The sequence below is a fragment of the Paenibacillus sp. GM1FR genome (assembly GCF_002803315.1).
GTDB classification, from domain to species: domain Bacteria; phylum Bacillota; class Bacilli; order Paenibacillales; family Paenibacillaceae; genus Paenibacillus; species Paenibacillus amylolyticus.
This window is the reverse complement of sequence record NZ_MKZL01000059.1, coordinates 181379-206296: the sequence shown is the minus strand read 5'-3', so window position 1 is coordinate 206296 and position 24918 is coordinate 181379. Positions and strand designations below refer to the sequence as shown.

General features: G+C 46.9%; 16 protein-coding genes and 1 tRNA gene. 16 read left to right on the top strand and 1 reads right to left on the bottom strand.

Going from position 1 to position 24918, the window contains the following annotated elements; translation table 11 throughout:
- The first annotated feature begins 19 nt into the window (after window positions 1-19).
- Together ilvC and PAEAM_RS26980 are read left to right on the top strand one after the other, a co-directional pair.
- Window positions 20-1012: a ketol-acid reductoisomerase gene (ilvC, locus tag PAEAM_RS26985; protein WP_036669754.1), complete on the top strand. Its 993-nt coding sequence runs from the start codon at window positions 20-22 to the stop codon at window positions 1010-1012.
- 139 nt (window positions 1013-1151) lie between these two features.
- Complete coding sequence (locus PAEAM_RS26980) at window positions 1152-2693, top strand: 2-isopropylmalate synthase (RefSeq protein ID WP_017689653.1); 1542 nt, start codon at window positions 1152-1154, stop codon at window positions 2691-2693.
- A gap of 262 nt (window positions 2694-2955) precedes the next feature.
- Here PAEAM_RS26980 and PAEAM_RS26975 read toward each other — a convergent pair whose 3' ends face one another.
- Window positions 2956-3936 (bottom strand): aldo/keto reductase, encoded by a 981-nt coding sequence (locus PAEAM_RS26975; RefSeq protein ID WP_036610151.1) that lies wholly within the window; start codon window positions 3934-3936, stop codon window positions 2956-2958.
- A gap of 233 nt (window positions 3937-4169) precedes the next feature.
- Here PAEAM_RS26975 and leuB point away from each other — a divergent pair, with 233 nt between their 5' ends.
- From leuB to PAEAM_RS26905, 14 genes are all read left to right on the top strand, one after another.
- Window positions 4170-5255 carry a 3-isopropylmalate dehydrogenase gene (gene leuB / locus PAEAM_RS26970; protein ID WP_100529522.1) on the top strand — a complete coding sequence of 362 codons (1086 nt, stop codon included), beginning with the start codon at window positions 4170-4172 and terminating at the stop codon, window positions 5253-5255.
- A gap of 277 nt (window positions 5256-5532) precedes the next feature.
- On the top strand, window positions 5533-6072 hold the full coding sequence (locus PAEAM_RS26965; protein ID WP_036610146.1) for a peroxiredoxin: 540 nt from the start codon (window positions 5533-5535) through the stop codon (window positions 6070-6072).
- A gap of 356 nt (window positions 6073-6428) precedes the next feature.
- On the top strand, window positions 6429-6845 hold the full coding sequence (locus tag PAEAM_RS26960; protein ID WP_017689649.1) for a hypothetical protein: 417 nt from the start codon (window positions 6429-6431) through the stop codon (window positions 6843-6845).
- A 446-nt stretch (window positions 6846-7291) separates the two neighbouring features.
- Window positions 7292-8398, top strand: coding sequence for a PAS domain-containing sensor histidine kinase (locus tag PAEAM_RS26955; RefSeq protein WP_100529521.1), 1107 nt, complete (start codon window positions 7292-7294; stop codon window positions 8396-8398).
- A gap of 121 nt (window positions 8399-8519) precedes the next feature.
- Window positions 8520-9485 (top strand): AAA family ATPase, encoded by a 966-nt coding sequence (locus tag PAEAM_RS26950; protein WP_047842249.1) that lies wholly within the window; start codon window positions 8520-8522, stop codon window positions 9483-9485.
- A 4-nt stretch (window positions 9486-9489) separates the two neighbouring features.
- The gene (locus PAEAM_RS26945; RefSeq protein ID WP_047842250.1) at window positions 9490-10605 is read left to right on the top strand and encodes a DUF58 domain-containing protein; all 1116 of its coding nucleotides are present in this window, start codon (window positions 9490-9492) and stop codon (window positions 10603-10605) included.
- Complete coding sequence (locus PAEAM_RS26940; protein ID WP_100529520.1) at window positions 10602-11915, top strand: DUF4129 domain-containing protein; 1314 nt, start codon at window positions 10602-10604, stop codon at window positions 11913-11915. Before PAEAM_RS26945 ends, PAEAM_RS26940 begins: the two co-directional genes overlap by 4 nt.
- 83 nt (window positions 11916-11998) lie before the next feature.
- Window positions 11999-12955: an aldolase catalytic domain-containing protein gene (locus PAEAM_RS26935; RefSeq protein ID WP_047842252.1), complete on the top strand. Its 957-nt coding sequence runs from the start codon at window positions 11999-12001 to the stop codon at window positions 12953-12955.
- 289 nt (window positions 12956-13244) lie between these two features.
- A complete protein-coding gene (locus PAEAM_RS26930) occupies window positions 13245-15371 on the top strand; it encodes a bifunctional diguanylate cyclase/phosphodiesterase (RefSeq protein ID WP_076318305.1) in 2127 nt (708 codons plus the stop codon).
- Window positions 15372-15531: 160 nt separating this feature from the next.
- Window positions 15532-15602 (top strand) — tRNA-Gly (locus PAEAM_RS26925).
- Between the two features lie 519 nt (window positions 15603-16121).
- On the top strand, window positions 16122-18014 hold the full coding sequence (abc-f, locus tag PAEAM_RS26920; protein ID WP_100529519.1) for a ribosomal protection-like ABC-F family protein: 1893 nt from the start codon (window positions 16122-16124) through the stop codon (window positions 18012-18014).
- Window positions 18015-18424: 410 nt separating this feature from the next.
- Complete coding sequence (gene pheS, locus PAEAM_RS26915; RefSeq protein WP_100529518.1) at window positions 18425-19459, top strand: phenylalanine--tRNA ligase subunit alpha; 1035 nt, start codon at window positions 18425-18427, stop codon at window positions 19457-19459.
- Window positions 19460-19541: 82 nt separating this feature from the next.
- Entirely contained in the window at window positions 19542-21995 is a 2454-nt protein-coding gene (pheT, locus tag PAEAM_RS26910; protein WP_100529517.1) for a phenylalanine--tRNA ligase subunit beta, read from the top strand.
- A gap of 138 nt (window positions 21996-22133) precedes the next feature.
- On the top strand, window positions 22134-24842 hold the full coding sequence (locus PAEAM_RS26905) for a cell division protein ZapA (RefSeq protein ID WP_100529516.1): 2709 nt from the start codon (window positions 22134-22136) through the stop codon (window positions 24840-24842).
- The last annotated feature ends 76 nt before the right edge of the window (window positions 24843-24918 follow it).

The window sequence follows — 24918 nt, the reverse complement described above, 5'->3', positions numbered from 1 at the left end:
CAAAGGAGGACTTATAAACATGCCAGTAACTACTTATTATGAACAGGATGCAGAGCTTAACGTATTGAAAGGAAAAACGATCGCGGTAATCGGTTATGGTAGCCAGGGCCACGCCCAAGCTCAAAACCTTCGTGATAGTGGATTGAACGTAGTCATCGGACTTCGTGAAGGTAAATCCTTCGACACTGCAAAAAATGACGGATTTGAAGTTCTGTCCCCGGCTGAAGCAACAAGCCGCGCAGATGTAGTTCAAATCTTGCTGCCAGACGAAACTCAAGCTTCTGTATACAAAAACGAAATCGAACCAAACCTGAAAGAAGGCGCTGCATTGCTCTTCTCACACGGTTTCAACGTTCATTTCGGTCAAATCGTTGCTCCAAAAAACAGCGATGTATTGCTGGTAGCTCCTAAGTCCCCTGGTCACATGGTACGTCGTACTTATGTGGAAGGTTTTGGTGTACCGGGCCTGATCGCGATTGAGCAAGATGCAACGGGTAAAGCTAAAGAAATCGGTTTGGCTTATGCTAAAGGTATCGGTTGTACACGCGCAGGGGTTATCGAAACTTCCTTCCGTGAAGAAACAGAAACAGATCTGTTCGGTGAGCAAGCTGTTCTGTGTGGTGGTGTGAGTGCATTGGTAAAAGCTGGGTTCGAAACGTTGACAGAAGCGGGTTACGCTCCTGAAATGGCATACTTCGAATGTCTGCACGAACTGAAGCTGATCGTTGACATGATGTATGAAGGCGGACTTTCAAGCATGCGTGATTCCATCAGTAACACAGCTGAGTACGGTGACTATGTAACTGGACCTCGCGTTGTAACTGAAGATACGAAGAAAGCAATGAAAGAAGTCCTGACGGATATCCAACAAGGTAAATTCGCACGCGACTTCATTCTGGAAAACCAATCCGGACGTGCATTCTTGACAGCAACTCGTCGTAACGAAGCTGAACACCCAATCGAAGTGGTTGGCGGACAATTGCGTGAGATGATGCACTGGATCAAGAAGTAAGCATTAACTTCTAGAGCATGCACTTTAAGGTAATCAAGTAAACTTAGAGCTTTAACTGGGAATAGCGGCCGTGCTTATGCGTGAGCCGCTATTGCTGGTTCAGAGAAACATATAATAACAAGTACAGGAGGTGCGAAGCGTGCGTAAAATCTATGTATTTGACACAACGCTGCGTGATGGAGAGCAATCCCCGGGAGTCAATCTGAACACTCGTGAAAAGGTGGAAATTGCCCATCAGCTCGAGCGGCTTGGCATTGACCGGATGGAAGCGGGTTTCCCGGCGGCATCTCCAGGTGACCTGGCAGCTGTCAATGCAGTAGCAAATGCGGTCAAAAATGTGACTGTAATTGGCTTGTCCCGTTCCAGAGAGCAAGACATTGATGCAGTTAAGGAAGCACTTAAAGGTGCACAGGACCCGTGCATTCACGTTTTCCTGGCAACTTCACCTATTCACCGCCAACATAAATTGCGTATGGACAAAGCGCAGGTACTGGATACAGCTCGTTCCGCGATTCGTTATGCAAAGAAAACATTCTCGAAGATTGAATTCTCCCTTGAGGATGCAGGTCGTACCGAGTATGATTTCCTCGTGGAAATGGTGAATATGGCTGTTGAAGAAGGTGCAGCTGTCGTGAATATTCCGGATACGGTTGGTTACCTGAGCCCATATGAATACGGAAACATTTTCAAACATCTCAAGGAGAATGTACACGGTATTGAAAAGGTACAGCTGAGTGCCCACTGCCATAATGACTTGGGTATGGCGACGGCCAATACACTTGCAGCCATTCTCAACGGAGCCGATCAGATCGAAGGTACGATTAATGGCATTGGTGAACGTGCCGGAAACACGGCGATCGAGGAAATTGCTATGGCGCTGGAGACACGTCAGGAATTTTTCCAAGCGAAAACATCGCTGCAGTTGTCTGAGATTGCACGGACCAGTCGTTTGGTTAGCCGTTTGACAGGTATGGTTGTGCCTGGAAACAAAGCTATTGTTGGGGCAAATGCCTTTGCACATGAATCCGGCATTCACCAGGATGGCATGTTGAAGGAAAAAACAACGTACGAGATTATGACTCCAGAGTCCATCGGTCTGAAGGAAAGTAAACTTGTACTGGGTAAACATTCTGGTCGTCATGCCTTCCGTGAACGGTTGATTGATCTGGGGTATGAGTTGGAAGAAGAAGCATTGAATCGGGCTTTCGCCCAGTTCAAAGATCTGGCTGACAAGAAAAAAGAAGTGACTGACGAAGATCTGCTTGCCGTAATTGAAGAGAAATTGCAGGATGCACCTGAGGTGTATAAACTGGAATCCATCTTCGTAACGTACGGAGATGAATCGGTACCAACGGCCAAAGTCCGCATTGCAACGCTTGACGGGGATACGCTTGAGAAGCAAGCAGAGGGTAACGGATCGGTAGATGCAATCTACAATGCGATTGACCAAGTGAGTGGGGAAGACGTAACGTTGTCTGACTATTCCATCAAATCGGTAACGCATGGTAAAGATGCATTGGGTGAAGTACATGTTGTGCTGACTCAGAATCAGGTTTCGGTACAAGGACGTGGCGTAAGCACAGATATATTGGGTGCAAGTGCACGCGCCTATGTAGACGGCCTGAATCAATTGATTGAGAAGCGCAAGACATACACGAACCGTGTAAACGTTAATCTGTAGGCTCTCAATGCAAGAAGCACGCACCCTTCATTGAACTGAACTTTAAGCTGAGATACATGTATGCTGCTAGAATGATCTATCTTTAATTTAATGGATATAGAAGATCGTTCGGCTTGTTTTGTTACGTTTAGTGAGGTACGTAAAGAGTCTGACTCTCCTGTGGAGGGTCAGACTCTTTTGCTTATTATTTATATGATTATGGCAGTAAAACACAGTACATTTTCTACGATTACCTATTACATTGACTTACGCTATCAAGCTATTACCACGCGTATGCATTAGGTGCATGTCCACCTGGACCTGGGAAAATCTCATCCAGACGTTTGAGCACGGCTTCATCCAAAGTCACGTCCAGACATTTGAGTGCGGTCTCAAACTGCTCCAGCGTACGCGGTCCGATAATCGGGGCGGTCACCGCCGGATTGGCTGCAACCCATGCCAAAGCCACCGTATCCTGTGGTTCACCGAGATCACGACACAGTGCGGCAAAGTCTTCAAGCTGAGTTTGCTGCTGCTCGATCCGTCCAGCGATGCCCCCGCTGCGTGTTCCTTCCAGCTTTTGCAGAGCGTTACGTCCCAGTAATCCACCATCCAGTGGACTCCATGGAATGACGCCGAGGCCCAGCTCTTTGGCAGCGGGCAGTACTTCCAACTCGGGCAAACGACAGTTGAGGCTATATTTATGTTGTTCGGAAACCAGGCCGAGGAAATGACGATTCTTGGCTTCACTTTGAGCGATTGCAATCTGCCATGCAGCAAAGTTACTCGATCCTACATAACCGATTTTACCCTGTTGAACGGCATTCTCGAACGAACCCCACAGCTCGTCCCACGATATGGCAGGGTCTACATGATGCATCTGGTATAGCTCGATATGATCGGTCTGTAAGCGGCGGAGGGAACCCTCCAGATGCCGTCTGATTTTGTAGGCGGAGAGGCCAGCTTCGTTGTTGGGGCCATCTGTATCATCATGCATGGAGCCATAGACTTTGGTGGCTAGAACTACTTTTTCACGTCTGCCCCCACCTTGGTTGAACCAGCGTCCGATAATTTCTTCGGTAAGGCCGGAATTTTCACCCCAACCGTAGATGTTAGCGGTATCAAAAAAGTTCACCCCTGCATCAAGTGCTGCGTCCATAATGCGGAAAGCTTCTTTTTCATCTGTAGCAGGCCCGAAATTCATGGTACCGAGACAGATTCGGCTGACCTTGAGGCCTGATTTACCCAAATACGAATATTGCATATTGCTTATCCCTCCTGCGTACCTGATTTGAATTCAGCTATATTTTAACCCAGCCGGGAGGTCAGAACAACTTGGAAAGGCCAATCTCTATTGGCTTATAGGTAGAATCTATTAAAGTCATAGATTGTATATCTTGGTCAAATGACCTTGGAATATGATACAAAGGAGAGAGTTAATATGAGACGTTACTTTATGAATAATTAATGAATGAAATATAAGGAGTGGACAACCCAATGGCAGACGTGAAAAAAATTGCAGTTATTGCAGGTGACGGAATTGGCCCTGAAGTCGTAGCTGAGGCTGAGAAAGTTCTTAAACGTACGGAGGAAGTATTCGGTTATCGTTTTGAGACAGAGCATGCGTTGTTTGGCGGAATCGCGATTGATGAGAAGGGTACACCTCTTCCTGAAGAAACACTGAGCGTATGTAAAAGTGCAGATGCAGTCCTGCTTGGAGCGGTTGGTGGTCCAAAATGGGATAACAACAGCAAAGAGCTTCGCCCGGAAACAGGCCTGCTGGGTATTCGCAAAGCACTTGGATTGTTCTCCAACCTGCGTCCGGCTGTCGTATTTGATTGCCTGAAGGATGCTTCAACTCTGAAGCCTGAAGTACTGGAAGGTACAGATCTGATGGTGGTACGTGAGTTGACAGGTGGGATCTACTTCGGTGAGAAGTTCAGACGTGAAAGTGCACAGGGCGAAGAGGCTGTGGATACATGTGCATATAATGTAACAGAAGTGGAGCGGATCGTTCGTCAGGCGTTCGAAATTGCGCAAGGACGTCGCAAAAAGCTGGCTTCTGTAGACAAAGCCAACGTATTGGAAACTTCCCGTCTCTGGCGTGAAGTCGTGAACCGGGTAGCACCGGATTATCCGGATGTTGAACTGGAGCATGTACTGGTAGACAACTGCGCGATGCAATTGCTGCGTCGTCCGTCCAGCTTCGATGTCATCGTAACGGAAAACATGTTCGGAGATATCTTGAGTGATGAAGCAGCGATGTTGACAGGTTCCATCGGTATGCTCGCATCTGCATCACTGGGAGAGGGCAGCTTCGGACTCTATGAGCCGGTACACGGTTCTGCACCGGATATCGCAGGTCAATGCCTCGCTAATCCGATTGCAACCATTCTCTCTTTGGCATTGATGTTCCGTACAACCTTTGGTTATACAGAAGGTGCGGATGCCATTGAAGCGGCTGTATCGGATGTATTGAACGCAGGACACCGCACGAGTGATATTGCTGTAGACAAGAGCACAGCGATCAGCACGACCGAAATGGGCGATTTGATCGTGGCGGCTATTCAGAAACAGGCGTAATTATATTACCAACTACAGGCAGCCCTTTGTTTCCAGTTATGGAATGTACAGAGGGCTGTTCCTTTATCATTTTTGCCACGAAAAATCCTTATTTATAATGATTATAAAAAAATAATGTTTATAATCTTGACTTTGGGAAGTCCGGATGATAACATTTTACTTGTACTTGTTATCAAGGTTCAAATCATTTTAATTACAGGAAAAGCGTACGCGTTTTTCTTGATGATGAGCAATCCGCAAGGATGCTTACATAATCCCAAAGGAGGAATTTTTAGTTATGGCAGAACGTTTGGTAGGTAGACCAGCACCGGATTTCGCAATGGAAACAGTATCGGGAGACGGACAAGACTTTGGTTCCGTTAAATTGTCCGATTATCGTGGCAAATGGCTTGTATTCTTCTTTTATCCTTTGGACTTCACATTTGTGTGCCCAACTGAAATTACAGCTTTGAGCGTTGCTTCCGAGCAATTCAAAGCTTTGGATACAGAAATCCTTGGCGTGAGCGTAGACTCCGTACACAGCCACAAAGCATGGATCAACACACCTGTAGACAGCAATGGTCTGGGTCAATTGAACTTCCCGCTGGCTTCCGATATCACGAAGCAAGTGGCTAAAGATTACGGCGTCCTGATCGAAGAAGAAGGCGTAGCATTGCGCGGTCTGTTCATCATCGATCCAGAAGGCGAATTGAAATATCAAGTGGTTAACCACAACGATGTAGGCCGTAGTGTTGAAGAAACACTTCGCGTACTGCAAGCACTGCAATCCGGCGGATTGTGTGCAATGAACTGGAAACCAGGCGACACTAACCTGTAAGCCAGATTAACTTGAACGGTTTTTGTTCAAGCCCTCATCCCGTTAGGGATTGAGGGCTTTTTGCACCCTTTTGGCGGAAGTTATCACGAAGTTAATCAAAAGTGTTTGAACAAGCAGCTAAGCGTGTTAATAATATATTAGAAGAAAGTCTTCTTTTTATCTGTTGAAAGAGGAATTGATGGCCTTCAAGGCGAATAGGGTATGGAAACCCGGTAAATATTCCGGTGCTCTGCATTTATAATCTGTACATGAATGTGATACACTGATGGAACTATTCCTTTTTGGAAGTGCTGTAAGTGTACGGGATGGCATTTTAACAAAAAAGTCCCGGCACGTAATAAGGAGGGTGAACAAAAATGAGTTACTGTTGTGGGGCAAGTATGGTTGGAACGAAGGGCACGCTGAAGCATTACCGCACCCAGGTTCATAATGTTCCCCTGCTGTTTTGCCCGGTGTGTCACCGGGTTGAGGTGCATTATAAAGTGGAAAACGAATACGAAATCCTGGCTGAATATGCGCATGGAGACGGTGCATCCGAGATCGACTTTCAAGATTATGTTACAGAAGATGAGGATGCCATTTTCGAAAACTGTGTAAACCGTGAGAGCGAGGATGCCATGGTCATTGTGCAGCGCCAGATTGATATGGCTCTGGATTTGCTCAGGCTCGCCAAGGAAACCAAAGACGAGAAGTGGGAAAGCGAACTTAAACGTCGATTAGCTGTGATGAGTCAGCGCAGACTGAAAATTCAGCATAATAAGACCGGACTATAGATGCTCTCGGATATATCACCAATTAAAGATATTAAAAACGAAGCTGATTTGCCTACTGGGTGAAACGGCTTCGTTTTTGTGCTGTGTTCTGGAACTAATTCGAGGTTTTTTTTAAAATAATTTCCATTCGACACTTTCTCCGATTGACTCTCTTCTATAAACTTGTCTATGATAAAAACAGACTTGCAAAGAGGCGGAGCAAAAAATGTTCGTGTTTGGGAATAGGAGAAGGTCAGAATGGAACAAACGTATATGATTTTCCGGATCGACTGTTGGTTACCGGGAATAGACCAGCTTGAGTTCCGGCCATGCCATCCATATTTTCGGCTCAGCCCCCCAACGAAAGGGCACCGGTAATGAAAAATAAAATCGGCCCTTCCTGTTTCTGTGATGATATGATGTCCGAATGGCAAGTTTATCATTTACGTGAAAAGGAGGAACCTGACATGATTAGTGAATTTCAGGATACAGTGCCTCAACCAACGGATGGTTTCCCGCCTGTGCATCTGGATAACAACAAGTACGAGAATGTACTGGAACATCTGGATAGCGGTATTATGTTGTTTGACAGTCACGGTGTATTGACGTTTATTAACGTTCAGATGGCAAAGTTGTTGGAACTTCCAAGAAGTCTGTTGAGCGGCTGCACCCTGATGCAAATGCTGCATCATCCGCAGATGAGCCGATTCAAGAAAAAGAAAATTTTACGTATCTATCGGGAAACTATTTTTCATCGTAAGCGCTATCATGAATTGATTGATGAATACGGAAGGCATTGGCTGGTTACTGTGACGTACGGTGATCAGATGGATGGCGACTTCTTGTTCAGCGTCAAAGATGTATCTGATTATAAACAAATTGAACAGACCGCTTATCAAAATGACAAACTTGCGATGCTGGGGCGAATTTCAGCATCTATTGCTCATGAAATTCGTAATCCGTTGACTGCAATCCGTGGGTTCATTCAACTGCTCAGGCCCCATTTGCTGCAGCTCGGCAAAGACGAGTACGCTCGAATCATACTGACGGAGATTGATCGGGCGAATGACATCATCTACGAATTTTTGAATTCTTCCAAACCGTCAGCTCCACAGAAGACCGTGATATCCGTCGACTCTTTGCTCAAAGAGGTGGTCTTGCTGACCGAAAGCGAAGGGTTGATGAAGGGATGCGAGATCGTACTGGATGAAGGGGATGCCCCGCTGAATGTGTCCATTGATATCAAACAGATTAAGCAGGTTATTTTGAATATGGTGAAAAACGCAATGGATGCCATTGAGGAAGTTGGCGAAGAACATACGGGTCTAATTCGAATATCTACCGCCACGGAAAACAAATTCGTGCAGATCTCCATCGCGGATAACGGTCATGGGATGGACCATAACACGCTTGTACGTCTGTTTGATCCATTCTTCACGACCAAGGAGAGCGGAACGGGGCTTGGACTTTCGGTGAGTTACCGAATCATCAAAAACCATGGAGGCACTATCTCTGTGGATAGCAAAAAGGGCGAAGGCACGCGGTTTATAATTATGTTACCCTTGGTATATTGAGAAAAGCGGGGAGTTAAGGAGTTGGCCATTTGCCAACTCCTTTGTTTTATGTTGCCAATAACGGTTATAGTTAGTAATGAATGCGAATACATAAGCTCCATAACGGAAGGATGAGATGCAGATGGAAATCCAAGGAATGGAACAAATGAATCAACAACTGATGGATCACGTGGGAAAAGTGATTGTGGGAAAAGAGCATACGATAGAGCTGGTAATGACAGCGATCATAGCGTCAGGACATGTGCTGCTGGAGGATGTACCGGGTACCGGAAAAACGATGCTTGCCAAATCGGTAGCCTCTTCATTGGACTGCACATTCCAACGGATACAGTTTACACCGGACTTGCTGCCCTCTGACTTAACAGGGATTCATTTTTTTAATCAAAAAGAAGGGGATTTTGAATTCCGACCCGGCCCCTTGTTTGCCAATCTTGTACTAGCCGATGAGATTAACCGTGCTACACCGCGTACACAATCAAGCTTGCTGGAGTGTATGGAAGAGCGCCAGATCAGTATCGACGGTTCAACGAGACAGCTGGAACGGCCATTCATCGTTATCGCCACCCAGAATCCTGTAGATAACCAGGGAACTTTTCCACTACCTGAAGCGCAGATGGATCGTTTTATGATGAAAATTCGCATGGGTTATCCAAGCAGTGAAGAGAGTGTAGAAATTTTGAGACGTACGGTAGCCAGTCGTTCTGTTGATGATCTCTCGGCAGTGATCAGTCGTGAAGAACTTTTGAAGGCGCAGGATACGTATAAAACAGTGCAAATCAACGAAGATCTGCTACGATATATCATTCAGTTAACCGAAGCGACAAGGCAACATCCAGAGCTCTCGCTTGGCGTAAGTCCACGAGGGGCTCAGGCATTACTCAAGGCAAGTCAGGCATGGGCTGCACTGCATGGCAGAGACTTTGTTTTGCCTGATGATATTAAAGTACTGGCGGAACCTGTGCTGGCGCACCGACTGGTATTCCGTAACCGGATCAGACAACAAGAGGGCTTGGCGGAGCGTATCATCCAGGAACTTCTGAATCAGACAGAAGTGCCTACGGAGAATCTCGCTACAAGCGGGCGTTAATCTTATGGCATTATTATGGCTTGTCCTTGTTGGAGGCATTGTCGTTGTTATACATGGTGTGTGGTTTGGACGACCTGCACTGCGAAAACTCAAGTACAGCAGACAATTCAGCAAGCTGCGTTGTTACGCTGGAGATGAACTTGAGATGGTGGAGACGATATCGAATGAGAAACGAGTCTCCGTACCGTGGCTCAGACTTGAATCGATGATGCCAGTGTCGTTTGTATTTCGTTCCGGCTCAGGTATGGATATTAGTCAAGGCGAAATCTATCAGAACCATAAGAGTATTTTTACGTTAAAACCGTTTACTCGTATTACGCGCAAGCATCCTTTTACATGTACTCAGCGTGGGATTTATCCATTAAATACAGCAACGATGACAGGTGGGGATCTCTTTGGTGTGTGGCGTTCCACCAAACCAATTCCTTTGCAAATGTCTATGATCGTGTACCCTTCATTAGTGAATGCAGAGGATCTTCCTGCAATTTATCAGGTATGGCAGGGAGAAGTGGAAGTATCACGATGGATCGTTGAAGATCCTTTCTTGATCCTGGGTGTTCGGCCTTATGGTGCAGGCGACCCCATGAATCGTATTCACTGGAAAGCGAGTGCACGTACAGGTGAATTACAAGTCTACAAACAGGGATGGACGGCTGATCCGCAATCCTGGATTGTAGTCAATATTCAGGAATCTGCAGATATGTGGAGTGTTGTTACTCGACCGGAAAAGATTGAACGGGCACTTCGTTACGCTGCCACGGCTGCAGTGGATGCCATCGGGAGAGGGTTGCCGGCAGGCTTCGCCCATAATGGTTATCATGTGGGTGGAGGCCGCGATACACTTCGGATTGAGCCGGATTATGGCACGCCCCATCTGGAACGGTTACTGGAAGCTATGGCCGAGACAGAGTTAAAATGTATGGTGCCCATGGAGCAATTCCTGAATGATGAAGTACGTCTGAATGAAGAAGCACAGCAAATCCGCAGCTATCTGCTGATTACATCCTATGTATCTGCCGCTATGGAGCACGAGATTGCACGTCTGCACGAACAAGGACATCGTGTAACGATTCTCCCGGTAGAGGACGTGAAGGGTAATACAAAGGCGGTGAGTGCATGAGGAACAGACCGGTAGCGACGACCACAGGACTCATAGCAATGCTTGCCGTCTTGATGGCTGGTATATACCTTTTTCCGATATTTACGCTTGCTTCATTCTACGCAATGGAACATTTGCCGTACACATTATTCATCTTGGTTGTTCTTGTAGGTTGGTTGGGACAGTTCATTCGGCATAAAATTCCAGGTTTTAGCGAGAAAAGCATACTCATTCGTGGACTAGCGGCACTAGTCATAGGATTTCTCTTCGCACTCGTTGTTGGGATGAGCCTTATTCTCCCGTTGCCGGATATCATCACATTGGTACTGTGTGGAGTCATCTCGGCTTATGCAGGTCTGACCTTCCAGCCAGTCTTTCATTCTGTGTTGTTATGGCGCTTGCAGATTATGGGTGTAATCAGTGCGATCGTGCTTATGATTGCTTCGAATTCGTTGGAATTCATGCAGCCGATACAAACCTATACCCTATGGATCTATATTGCGGGAGTGATCAGCTTTGCCTTTTGGCTGGTTGGACGATATATGCTGCAACTGGATCAGGCAATACTCAATGACGGCAAGAGAAGATTGGTATTAAGAGATTTTGCACGTGCGAATCATCAGCGGTTCATGTGGATGTTTATTGTTATCGTCGCGATTGGTGCTTTCCCAAGTCTGGCTGCCTGGCTGGGACCGCTACGTGATCGCTTGCTCGCATGGATCAGGGGATGGTTTGGTCCGATTTCCGGCGAGGAGCCACGATTACCAATGGACAACCCCAATCAGCAGTTAAATATACCGAATGACTGGAGAGAGCCGCCATCCGAGCCCTCAGTCTTCTGGAACATCCTCGGATGGGTAGTGATGTGTGCTGTAGCAGGAGTAATTCTGTGGCTGCTTCTGAGGTTGGGACAAAAAACGATAAACAGACTTATGGACCGATTCAAGGGGATGTTACAACCAGGTGAAAAGAAGGCAGAACCACGGACGGAGTATATCGATGTCAGTGAGACGCTTGATGCGCCAGCAAAAGTCCGAAAGAATTGGTTTCGCAAGAAAGAGGCGCCCCCTGCACAGGATGCCGAACGTGTTCGGTATTACTATCGGACTTGGATTGAAAGAGCAGCTCATCGAGGCGTGGAAATACAGCGGACACACACTCCGCTGGAGGCTGCACAGACCATTATTCAGAATGGTATGAAGGTAGAAGAAGATGAGCTGTCTGCGAGACTACCAGATACGTATAATGCCGTCCGTTATGGAGAGAAAGCTCCCGATCGTTCCGATATGGTTGAGATTGACCGAATCTGGAGATCTTATCGAAGTAAATAAGTCCGGAATCCCTTTACTTTTCTTGTCACGTTCAAGTATCATGAGAGGAATACACAAGTTGGTCAGAAAAGGAGCAGACATTAATGAAGACAAATCATTGCAAAATTGTAGATTGTACGATCCGTGATGGCGGATTGGTGAATAATTGGGACTTTAGCGTGGACTTTGTTCAACAGCTATATGCTGGATTGAATGAAGCTGGCGTTGATTATATGGAAATTGGATATAAGAACTCTCCAAAGTTGCTTAAAGGTGCCGAGGAAGCAGGACCATGGCGTTTCCTGAACGATGATTTCCTGCGTAAAGTTATTCCTCAAAAAGGCAATACCAAACTGTCTGCACTGGTTGACGTTGGACGTGTGGACGAAAATGATATCTTGCCTCGCAGTGAGAGCATGCTGGATCTGATCCGGGTTGCCTGCTACAGCAAAGATGTAGACAAGGCACTTGCACTGGTTCAAACATTCCATGATCGTGGATATGAAACTACACTTAATATTATGGCACTCTCCAATGTTATGGAGAATGAATTGCTGGAAGCATTTGAATTGATCAAAGAAAGCGCTGTGGATGTTGTTTACATTGTAGACTCCTACGGTAGCTTGGACCATAATGATGTGAAATATCTGGTAGAGAAGTTCAAGACTCACTTGCCTAACAAACGTCTTGGTGTTCACACACATAATAATATGCAACTTGCGTTTTCTAACACATTGGTTGCGGCAGAACTTGGCGTCGAACTGCTTGATGCTTCTGTGTATGGTATGGGCCGTGCTGCTGGAAACTGTCCAACCGAATTGCTCGTAGCTCATCTGAAAGGAACAAAATACAATCTGCGTCCAGTACTTGGTGTATTGGAACAGTTGATGGTTCCACTCAGAGAAAAAGAAGAATGGGGTTACATTCTGCCTTACATGATTACAGGCGCGTTGGACGAGCATCCACGTTCAGCGATGGCGATTCGCTCATCGGAAGACAAGGATAAGGTTGTTGATTTCTATGATAAATTAACAACACCAGAAGTGAATTTTGATAAGTAATATAGTCTGAAATACAGTTGTAAAATAGGAAAACATGGACTCTAACTGGAGATCCATGTTTTTTTAGTTCTTAATGCCTTGTTTTTCTATATATTTGTGAATAAATATTCCTAGGAGTAACTATTTTTTAGTTCACGTATACAAAATTAAATGTTATTATGTACCAGATAGCATGTGTATGCATGTGAATTGAACGTTGGTTAATATGTTTTTTGTCGAATCATGTAGTAAGTTGTTGAGTTTGGTTAATGTAATTCAGGATAGGTGATCCCGGGAAGGAAAACACGGCATGAAGGTTAATCTGCAAGATCAGAGAAAAATAATTTGGGTCGCTGTGGGCGGCTTATTATGTTTCCTCGCAAGTCAATGGTTTCGTTCTTCTTCAAGCTCTGATCTGATCATATCGGGTTACCCGGTTTTGACACTCTTGGGTGGATTTGCTGCGGTAGCGGCTTGTATCGGCATCTATAATCAAAGCTGGTTGTTTCGGACACAGAAGCTAACGCTTCGGAGGACATTATTGACAACACTCTTTTTATTGATTGGTCTGTTTGAACTGGTTCATATCGTTTCATTTGCAGAAGAGATTCCAAATGGAGCCATGATGGAATCGGAGTTCTCCTTAATGATGTCAACCATGGGATCTTTGGTATGTTCCGTAGGTTTACTGCTCGTGTATACCTTAAATGAGAAAGAGTTTGCATTACCACGCAAATTCTTACTGTTAAGTGGGACATTGGGTACCTTTGTTATTTTGTACATACTGGCTATTCAGGAATGGAGCATGTTGCCGAGTATGCTTGATGGGGAAGTGCTTGGTGGTATCTTCACTCGAGTTCATCTTATGGTTGGATTGCTCTATGGCATTATTGCAGTTCTTTTGTTTGTACAATGGAAAAAAACCAAAGATGGTGATTTACCAACCATTCTATGTGGCATTCTGTGTTTCTTTTTTGGTGAATGTTATTTTGTTTCAGCAACTGGGGTGAACGATCTCAATCTGTTATTAGGATTGCTGAGTAATTGTATGGCATATTTTTTCATTCAAAAAGGGCTGTATACGTCCGTAGTGGACACACCTTTCCTGCAACAGCAGGTCGCGGAAGCCAAGATGAACTATATTGCTCATCATGATGATGTAACGGGACTTCCAAACCGTCGTCGCCTTTCACAGCAGTTGAAAAAGATGATGGATGATGCCGTGGTACAGGAACAGCTTGTTGGTGTATTGGTCCTGAATATTAATCGGTTCAAAACCATTAATGATTCGCTTGGACAGCAAGCGGCTAACCGTGTTTTGCGTCAGGTAGGTCAACGACTGAAACAATTGTCCCTTCCAGGAGAAGAAGTCTTTGGATTGGGAAGAGATGAGTTTGCATTAACGATGACAGATTTCAGTTCAACCGATACAGCGTTGCGTCGGACAAGATCCATTTTGCAACTTTTTGAGAAGCCCGTCTTGGTTGATGGCAATGAGTATCATCTGACACTTGGAATTGGGATGGCTATTTTCCCACATGATGGGGAGTCACCACTGGAGATTATTCAAAATGCAGATACGGCTTTGCACAGTGCTAAGGAACAAGGAATGGAACTGAATCGTTTTGCCCATGCGATGCAGATGAAGGCACAGGAGCGTTTGCAGCTTGAGAATGATCTGCGCAAGGCGTTGGATCGAGGTCAGTTCTACCTGGTCTACCAGCCGCAGGTTAATCTGCAAAGTGGGCTAATCGTTGGCATGGAAGCTTTGGTGCGTTGGCAGCATCCGCAGCGAGGCTCGGTATCTCCGGCGGATTTTATTCCTCTGGCAGAAGAGAGTGGGCTCATTGTGCCACTTGGCGAATGGGTGCTTCGTGAAGCGTGTGCACAGAACAAACAGTGGCAGGAAGCCGGTTATCGTAAACTGTGTGTTTCGGTGAATCTGTCGATGAGACAATTCAGGCATTCCCATTTGTTGGACAATATCAATGGCATTCTCAAAGAGACGGGACTAGAGCCTGTATGGCTTGAACTGGAGATTACAGAGAGCATGACATTTGATAAAGACCGGTCATTCGAACAGTTGCGCAAAATCAAAGAAATTGGTGTGCATATCAGTATTGATGATTTTGGAACGGGATACAGCTCGTTGCACTATCTGAAGGATCTGCCGATTGATCGGCTTAAGATTGACCGTTCATTTGTGAATGAAGTCATGGAGGACAGCAATAACGCAGCGATCGTATCTACCATCACCTCAATGGCGCATCATTTACAACTGAAAGTCACAGCTGAGGGCGTGGAGAACGAAGATCAGATGGTCTTTCTTCGCAATCAACACTGTCACGAGGCTCAGGGTTATTTCTTCAGCAAACCGATTAAAGCCGCTGAATTTGAAAAGCAGTTTTTGAGAGATGTGGATAAGCCTACAGGATAGGGAACAGCGGGGGCGCGAGGGTGCTCCTGCTTTTTTTTGATGGATGCGTAATGAAAAAAATGGAAAATATGACTTGCATGCTATAGAGGATCATGGTATATTATTATTTGTAAAATCACTGTTAAATTCCTAAGGAACTTAACAATAAATCTTCAATCATGCGGGTGTAGTTCAATGGTAGAACTTTAGCCTTCCAAGCTAATAGCGTGGGTTCGATTCCCATCACCCGCTTAATGAAGCAGTACCGGAGCCCTTGCGATGCAGGGGCTTTTTCTATTGCGCTAAAGGAAATCCCGTGGTAACAGCGATCAGAAGATTGTTCTGTTTTCGGAGTGGCGAGTAAGTAAGTATTCTTTAGTTTAATGTATATACCCTTTGCTTTTTTACAATGATCTGGTACAATAACGGAGAAATTGATACTACACATGAATGAGAGGTAACCATACGTCCCATGAAGTAAAACACATGAATTGAACCCCAGTTAACTGCAGACGGTTTTATGACGCAGTCAGCCAGAGCGGCTGAGCAATGAGGGGATTCGTGTGTCCAAATTCAGCTATGGGAAAAGGTATGGAACAAGTAAGCCATTGAGGTTTACGTGTACCCTGTATTTTGGGTTTCTTTGTTCATGCCGTAGCTTACCTTAGATCTGTCTTTGAATGCTTGATCCAACCCTGAATTGCCAAACCGCCGGCTGATGCCAGCGGTTTTTTTTGTTCAGCAAAAAGGATGCAGGAAGGATGAGGCCTCATGATGACATTGGTACGCTTACATGAAGTATCAAAAGAGTGGAACGGTATTGAATTGTTTACAGGATTGAATTTGGAGATTAATGAGGGCGAACGACTCGCCATTTTGGGTCGCAACGGATGCGGCAAGACAACGTTGTTACGCATCATTTTGGGTGAGGAGCATGGTGGTGGACGGATTGAACGTCATAGCCCTCAGCAGGAATGGGGATTCATGCGCCAGCGCTCGGAGATTGAGACCGGGATGAATGTACTGGATGCGGTCCGTCGTGAGAGCGGTCAGATCTATGAAGTGAAACGGAACTTGGAAGAACTGGAACAACGGTTGAGCATGAGCACTGAAGCGGATGAAGAGCTGCTTGCAGCTTATACACAAGTGATGGGGCAATATGAACAGTTGAACGGTTATATGTGGGAGACTGAGGTAGAGAAAGTACTGACTCGCCTCGGATTATCCGCAGAGCATTGGAATAGACCCTATCATTCCTTGAGTGGTGGACAAAAAACAAAGGCTCGTTTGGCGGGGTTGCTTGTCAGCAAACCCAAATTCCTGATCCTGGATGAACCGACGAATCATCTGGATGAGGGAAGCATGCGCTGGCTGGAAGAGTGGTTATCCTCATATGAAGGTACGCTGTTATTTGTATCACATGATCGTACGTTTATTGATCAGGTAGCAACAGGAGTCATTGAGTTCAGTCCGGATGCCCTGACCAAATACAAGGGCGGATACTCCGACTACAAGATCCACAAAGAGCGTGAATTACGCGAACAGGAAACGATCTACCGCAGGCAGGAATTGGAACGTAAGGCGCTGGAAGAAACGATTCGAAATTATCAGGAATGGTTCCATAAAGCGCATAATTCGGCGACTGATGTGGAGGTGAAGATCACCCAGAGCTTCTACAAGGCCAAAGCCAACAAAAATATTTCACGTTACCATGCGAAACAAAAACAGCTGGAGCGTTTGGAGCGGGAACGGGTGGATAAACCGCGTGAAGCTGCAAAGTTGAACATGGAATTACAGATGAATCCACTGGCTGCACGCCAGCTGCTTGCGCTGGAAGAGGTGAGTTTTTCATATACGGGAGACAAACTATTGCTGCGCGATCTTCGGATTGCTGTGGAACGTGGAGATCGGCTTGCTGTACGAGGTCCTAATGGAACGGGCAAGACAACACTGCTGAAGTTGATGATTGGTGAACTGGAACCTTCGCAAGGCAAGGTCACACGGCATCCACAGCTGAAAATCGGTTACTTTTCACAGGAGCTGGAAGGGCTTCCCGAGAATCAGACGCTGCTGGACAGCTTGCTTACCCTTCCATCCATGACACAAAGTGCGGCACGTACCATTCTGGGATGTTTCCTATTTTCCAGGGATGATGTGTTCAAGCGCATTGGGGATTTGAGTATGGGGGAAAAGTGCAGAGTGGCATTTCTGAGACTGTATTTTGGCGGAGCGAATCTGCTGGTGCTGGACGAACCAACGAACTATCTGGACATCGATACCCAGGAAGTCATGGAAAATGTATTAAAACAGGCTTCAGGTGCTTTGGTGCTTGTATCCCATGACCGGATGCTGACAAAGACACTCGCGAATCGATTGTGCGATCTGGAGGCTGGGGGCACAGCAACCCTGTTTGAAGGAGGCGTGTCGGATTGGGAGCAGTCCAGCAAACTTCGGGAGCATGCGCTGGAGACTCGTGAATCCGATGACGAGCGGTTACGATTGGAGATGCGCCTATCGGAGTTGCTGTCTCCTGTGAGCACTGCTGGAAAAGACAGTCTGACACAGCCCGAGCATTCGAATGAACGAGCAGTCGAGGCAGCTGAGATTCGTGAAATCCAGCAGCGCCTGAAACAATTGAAAGATAAGGGTGCAAGCATAAATTAGAACATGGACGGCTTGCTATTTCGATCTATTTTGCATATAATTATGAACGATCATCGATGATTACATCGATATAGGTAAACTAAGCAAACGTGATGATGGAGATAAGTAAGCAGTGCCTCTGGACAGGGAGGAAGCGCCGTAGATTGAGAGCGTTTCTGTAGAACAAGGCTGCCGAAATTCACTCCGAAGCGGTTCCCTGAACCTGTTTGTGTGCAGACACAGAGGCAACAGTAGGGGCAAACGGTTAACGGTCGTTATTCCGTACAAAGTGAGACAGAACCGGTTGCAGGCCAGAAGGGCCACGCAGCAATGGATGTCTAACAAGGGTGGTACCACGGTCTTTTCGTCCCTTCAGGGGAGAGAAGGCCTTTTTTTGTTGCAAAAACACCACAAAAAGGGGGCAATTACACATGAAAGAACGTTTAGAGGCATTGAAGATCGAAGTGCTGGAGCAGTTGTCTGGTGTGAATGATCCGCAGACGCTCGGTGATCTGCGTGTAAAGTATTTGGGGAAAAAGGGTGCATTGACTGAGATCCTGCGCGGTATGGGTGCACTTAGTGCGGAGGAACGTCCAGTTATTGGTCAAGTAGCCAATGATGTTCGGGCTGCCATTGAGGAAGTCATCGACAGCAAGCAGGATCAGTTCCAGAAGGAAGAGACGGCGAAGCGTCTGCAATCCGAGAAAATTGATGTGACCCTTCCAGGACGTCGTGGACGTCAAGGCGGACTGCATCCACTGACCAAAGTGGTACAGGAGATTGAAGATATTTTCATTGGTATGGGATACCGTGTTGCGGAAGGTCCTGAAGTAGAAATGGATTATTACAACTTTGAAGCATTGAATCTGCCGAAGAATCACCCAGCGCGCGATATGCAGGATTCCTTCTATGTTACTGAAGACTTGTTGATGCGTACCCATACATCTCCGGTCCAAGTACGTACCATGCAGAGCATGAAGGGCGAAGTGCCTGTCAAAGTCATCTGCCCAGGTAAAGTTTACCGCCGTGATGACGACGATGCGACACACTCTTTCCAATTCAACCAGGTTGAAGGATTGGTCATTAGCGAAAACATTCGTATGAGCGATCTGAAAGGAACCCTGCTGCAATTCGTACGCGAAATGTTCGGTTCCCACACAGAAATTCGTCTGCGTCCAAGCTTCTTCCCGTTCACAGAGCCAAGTGCGGAAGTGGATGTAACCTGTGTACAATGTGGCGGCAGCGGCTGTCGCGTATGTAAGCAAACAGGCTGGCTTGAAATTTTGGGCGGCGGTATGGTTCACCCGAAAGTACTGGAAATGGGTGGTTATGATCCGGAGAAATACAGTGGTTTTGCATTCGGAATGGGCGTAGAACGTATCGCGATGCTGAAGTATGGTGTCGATGATATCCGTCACTTCTATAACAGTGATCTGACCTTCCTGAAGCAATTTGGACGGCTGTAACTTTAAGACAAGAAAGATTAACCATATAGAGCAAGCGAATGAACCGGGAACACCAATTTATAGATGAAGGAAGTGAACGTCCATGAGAGTATCGACAGATTGGCTGTCTGATTATATTTCCCTTGAAGGTGTGACGCCACAGGAATTGGCGGAGAAAATCACCCGTGCGGGTGTCGAAATTGATGTAGTGGAGAACCGCAACAAGGGCGTGAATAAAGTTGTTGTAGGTTATGTGAAGAGCAAGGAGAAACACCCCGATGCAGACAAACTGAATGTATGTGTCATCGATGCTGGTCAGGAAGAAGATCTGCAGATCGTGTGTGGTGCGAAAAATGTGGATGCAGGCCAAAAAGTAGTCGTAGCCCTGGTTGGAGCGAAGCTCCCTGGTGGATTGGATATCAAAAAGGCCAAACTGCGCGGTGTTGTCTCCCTTGGCATGATCTGTTCCGCCAAAGAACTGGGCATGAATGACAAATTGCTGCCGAAAGATCAGCAGGAAGGTATTCTCGTTCTACCAGAACAAACAGAGGTTGGCACGCCAATCAGCCAGGTTCTTGGTCTTGACGATCATGTGCTTGAACTGGACCTGACACCAAACCGTTCCGACTGTCTCAGCATGCGTGGTGCAGCTTATGAAGTGGGTGCCATTCTGGGTCGTGAAGTGAAGCTGCCAAGTCCCAAAGACCAACTGGTTGAAATTGGTGATGCAGCCGCGAATCATATCTCTGTAGAGATCAAGGCACAGGAGCAATGCATTCACTATGCAGCTCGTTATGTAACTGGCATTAAGCTGGGTGCTTCCCCGCTGTGGATGCAAAACCGTCTCATGGCGGCAGGTGTTCGCCCAATCAATAACATTGTTGATATTACGAACTATGTCATGCTCGAATACGGTCAACCGCTACATGCATTTGATGCGGATAAGCTGGAAAAGGGCCATATTGAAGTGCGGATGGCCAACGAAGGCGAAACGATTGTTACGCTGGATGGACAGGAGCGCAAGCTGGAGCCACACATGTTGCTCATCACAGACGGCGTGAAACCTGTAGCCATCGCTGGGGTTATGGGTGGCGAGAATTCCGAGGTATCGGAAGGCACGGTGAATCTGTTGCTGGAGTCCGCCAAGTTCGACGGCGGAACCGTTCGGAAAACGTCGCGCCAACTGGGGCTGCGTTCCGAAGCAAGCATGCGTTTTGAGAAGGAAGTAGACCCGGGTGCGGTGATTACGGCTTTGGATCGTGCGGCTGAACTGATTCAGCGTTATGCTGAAGGTGAAGTGCACCAGGGAATCGTTGAAGCTGGAGCAGAAGCTGCGGAGAAACGTGTAATTCAATTGTCGCTGGACAGACTGAATCGTTATCTGGGAACCGATCTGTCTTTGCTTGAGGTAAAAACGATCTTCGCTCGTTTGCACTTTGCATGTGGTGATGCTGATCAAGGATTGCTGGATGTGGAAGTGCCAACACGCAGAGGGGATATTACGCTCGATGTAGACTTGTTTGAAGAGATTGCACGCCTGTACGGATACGACAACATTCCAACCACATGGATTGAAGGACCGACGACTCCAGGGGCATATACACGCTCTCAAGCAATGCGCCGCACGATTCGTGGATTGCTCTCAGGCAGTGGCTGGCAGGAAATGATCAGTTACTCCTTTGTACACCCGGATAAAGCGACCCTGTTTCCGGCGTTGACACAAGGAAGTAAAGCCGTGAAACTCGCGATGCCTATGAGCGAGGACCGCAGTGTGCTTCGTACGAGTATTTTGCCGCAAATGCTGGATGCAGCGGTGTATAATATGAACCGTAAACAGGATTCACTGGCTGTATTTGAAGTGGGCAATGTGTTCTTCACTGAAGAAGATCAGTTGACCAAGCAACCACATGAGATTCCGGTACTGGGCTTGCTGCTCACCGGTAATCGTGCAAGCCAGCAGTGGAATGTTGGAGCGGAGAAAGTAGACTTCTTTGATCTGAAAGGTGCTCTTGAGCATCTGTTCGCCTATGTGGGGCTTGAACAACGCATTCGCTTGGTAGCAAACAGCCCTGAAGGATTCCATCCGGGACGTTCCGCATCGGTTTACCTGGAAGGTAAGGATGGCGGGGAAGGTACATTGATCGGTACATTGGGTCAATTGCACCCGGAACTGCAACAGCAGTATGATCTGAATGATGTGTACATCGCAGAGATTGCACTTGAATCGATCTATAATGAAGCAGACGCTGACATTCGTTATCGTGAGCTTCCGCGTTTCCCGGCCATGGAACGTGATATCGCGGTTGTTGTGAATGAGGATGTTGAAGCAGGAGATATGCTGCGCGCCATTCGTGAATCGGCGGGTGAATGGTTACAAAACGTACAGGTATTCGATGTGTTTACTGGCAGTAAACTGGGTGAAAACAAGAAAAGCGTGGCGATGGCACTGGTATACCGGAATCGTGAACGTACACTCACCGATGAGGAAGTTACTGAAGTTCATGCCCGTGTAGTGGCTCGTCTGGAAGAGCAATTCGGAGCGGAATTGCGTAAATAGGACAAAAGAAGATTTTTTGAACAAAGATTAGCAGGAATTGTTTGAAGTCACATCGAATCCTTAGCATTAGAGGATCGATGTGACTTTTTTGTGATTACAGCTTAGAATCAACATACAGACTTGAAGGAGGGCACAACTGTGACTACACCTGATCGTACACGCGTCACCGTAGAGATCTACGGGACTTCCTATAAACTGGTTGGCAGCAGTGCCGACTATATGAAACAAGTAGCTAACCTGGTAGATGAGCGTATGGGCGCAATCTCCAAGCAAAATTCCCGTCTGGATACTCCGCGTATTGCGGTACTGGCGGCTGTACATATGGCTGAACAGTCTCTTCAGACTCAGGAAATCCGTAATGAACTGAAGATGCTCACTGGAGAACGTACAGAACTGAGAAACGAATTGAATCGGTTGAACGCCATACAAAATGAACATCAACAAGAGTTGGAACGGCGTGACCATGCTCTTGCTGATTTGCAACAGCTGAAGATTGAAGCAGAGCAGGCGTTGCAAAAGTCCGAATCGGACAAAAATTCAGAGATAGCCAAGTTGAATAAGCTGCTGGAGCAAGAACGCGCTCAAGCAACGGAGCGAGTGCAGAAATTGCAGGCCCAAGCGACGGCACAACTGAAGGAAGCAGAAGCCAAGGGAACGAAACAGCTGAAGGAAATGGAAGAGAAAGCGGCTAACCAGCTTAAAAATGCACAGGCACAGGCTGCTTCCCAGCTCAAAGAAGCTCAGAACCGTTCTGCAGCCGAATTGCAGCAGGCGCAGGCCAAAGCTGCGGCGCAATATAAAGAGTTGCAGGACAAGACTGCAGTTCAATTAAAAGAAGCCGAAAGCCGTGCCGTTGCAGAACGTCAACAGATTGAAGCCAAGGCTGCGCAGCAGGTCCAGACAGCCAAGGAAGAAGCCGAGTCGGCCATTTTGTCAGAGTTGGAGCAGGCAGAGAGCAATCTGAAGAAAGCTCAGGAAGAGGCAGCGCTGCAATATAACGAACTTCAGCAACAGATGGAACTTCGTCTTCAACAGGCTGAAGAAAAAGCGCTGCAACAGACACAAGAGCTCACGGATCAGGCGAATCAGGAACGGGCTGACTTGCAGGAACAAGCGGAGCAGAAGCGCCTGACTGAGATAAATCAGTTGAATGCGGAGTTCAAGGCGTTATCCGAGCAGTTGGAACTCGAATGGATGGAGAAAGAAGCAGCCCTCGAGGAACAATTGCAGCAAGCCAAGGAAGCAGCAGCGTCCCAGGCGAAAGAAGCCGAAGCGGCGGCAGAGGCCTTGTTGCAAGAAGAACAGGGCAAGCTCAAGCAGCAACTTGAGGAACAACGTAAACAGGCGGAGGCTCGACTATTAGATGTCGAAGAGCAATTAGAAGAAGTGATGACCCAGCTCATCAGTGCACAGGACATGGTTGCAGAGCAAGAACAGCAGCTTCAGCATGAGCGTGGTCAATTGGAATCGTTACGTCATGAGCATGGGGTCCGTAAACAGGAGCAGGAAGTTCAGACTCGCCGAATTACGGAACTGGAACAACAACTGGAGCAGTTGAAAGAGGACCGTTCCCAGTTGCAGGAGCTTCTGCGTGAAACGGAACAGGCTGCCCAGCAATCCCGTGATCTACAGGAACAATGGAAGCAGAAGTATAATGAAACTGTGGATAGAGAAACCTCTCTCACAGCACAGCTACGCAAACTTCAGGAGCAACATGCACAGCTTGAACAGGAAGCCCAAAAGCTTCGTGAGGCTGAAGTGAAGTCGGAAGAGGAACAGCGCAGGTTGCATAAGGTACTTGAACAGGCTCATGCTGCGGTGCGTACATTGCAGAATGAGATCGGCACGCTTACGGAACGTGAGCAGTCCTTGAAGGACCTTGCTGAGCAGCGATTGGCTGAGATCGGAGACCTGGAGAATCAGATTCTTGAAGTTGCTGAACAAAATGAAACGTTGGAGTCTGGTGTGCAATCCCTTCATGATGAATTGTCCGTGGTGAAGGAAGAGTCTCGTTTCAACCATGAAGAGGCTGTGCAATACCAGAAGGATGCAGAGCTTTTGGAAGAGAAACGCAATCAGCTTGAAGTTGAGCTAAATGTTGTTCGGGAAGAGCTGAACCGACTTCAGGATAACTATAAACAAATCCGTAATGATTACAGTGATGCATTACAACGGGAAGAGAATTACAGTTCCAAGCTGGATGAATTGAGCAAGGAGAAACAAGAGATTGTGAGCGCACTTGAAGAAGCGAGACAGTCTTCAGCTAAACTTTCCGAGCGTTACTCGGAGCAAGAGAGCCGGCTAGCCCAGACTGAGGAAGAAGCGTTGGAGTGGCAGATCAAACACGAAGAACTGTCAGCCAAACAGGCCGAGTTGGCATCCCGTCTGGAGCAGTTGACAAGACGTGAAGAAGAACTTCGCTCAAGCGTTGAACAAGCAGAGCAGAACGATCAGGTATGGCAACGCCGTGCAGATGAATGGGCGGCTCAGGAACAATCCTGGCAGGAACGCTGGGCTGCACTTGAGAATGAACTGACGGTTTGGAAGAGAGAAAGTGCGGCAAGTAGTGAGTTGCTGGAGGGACTGGAGCAAGAACGACAGCAGCTGGACAAGTTACGTGCAGAAGCGACCCAAGAGAAAGAGATCATGGAAACTGAACTGCTTGAGATGGGGGAGCGTTACGAACTAGCGGCCAATCAATTACGTTTGTTACAGGTTGAACGTGAAATGGAGCAGGAGAAGGCAGAGCAGCTGAACACGGAATATCGTCAGTTGCATGATGAATATACGAAATTGCAGACGGAATATAACGAATGGATTGAATTGATTGAACAGGACCAGACATAGCGGAATGAATGCAGCAGAACTGGCTCGTGGGCAACGTACTCTGGTACAATTTGTTATACTAAAGAAGGAGCTCCCG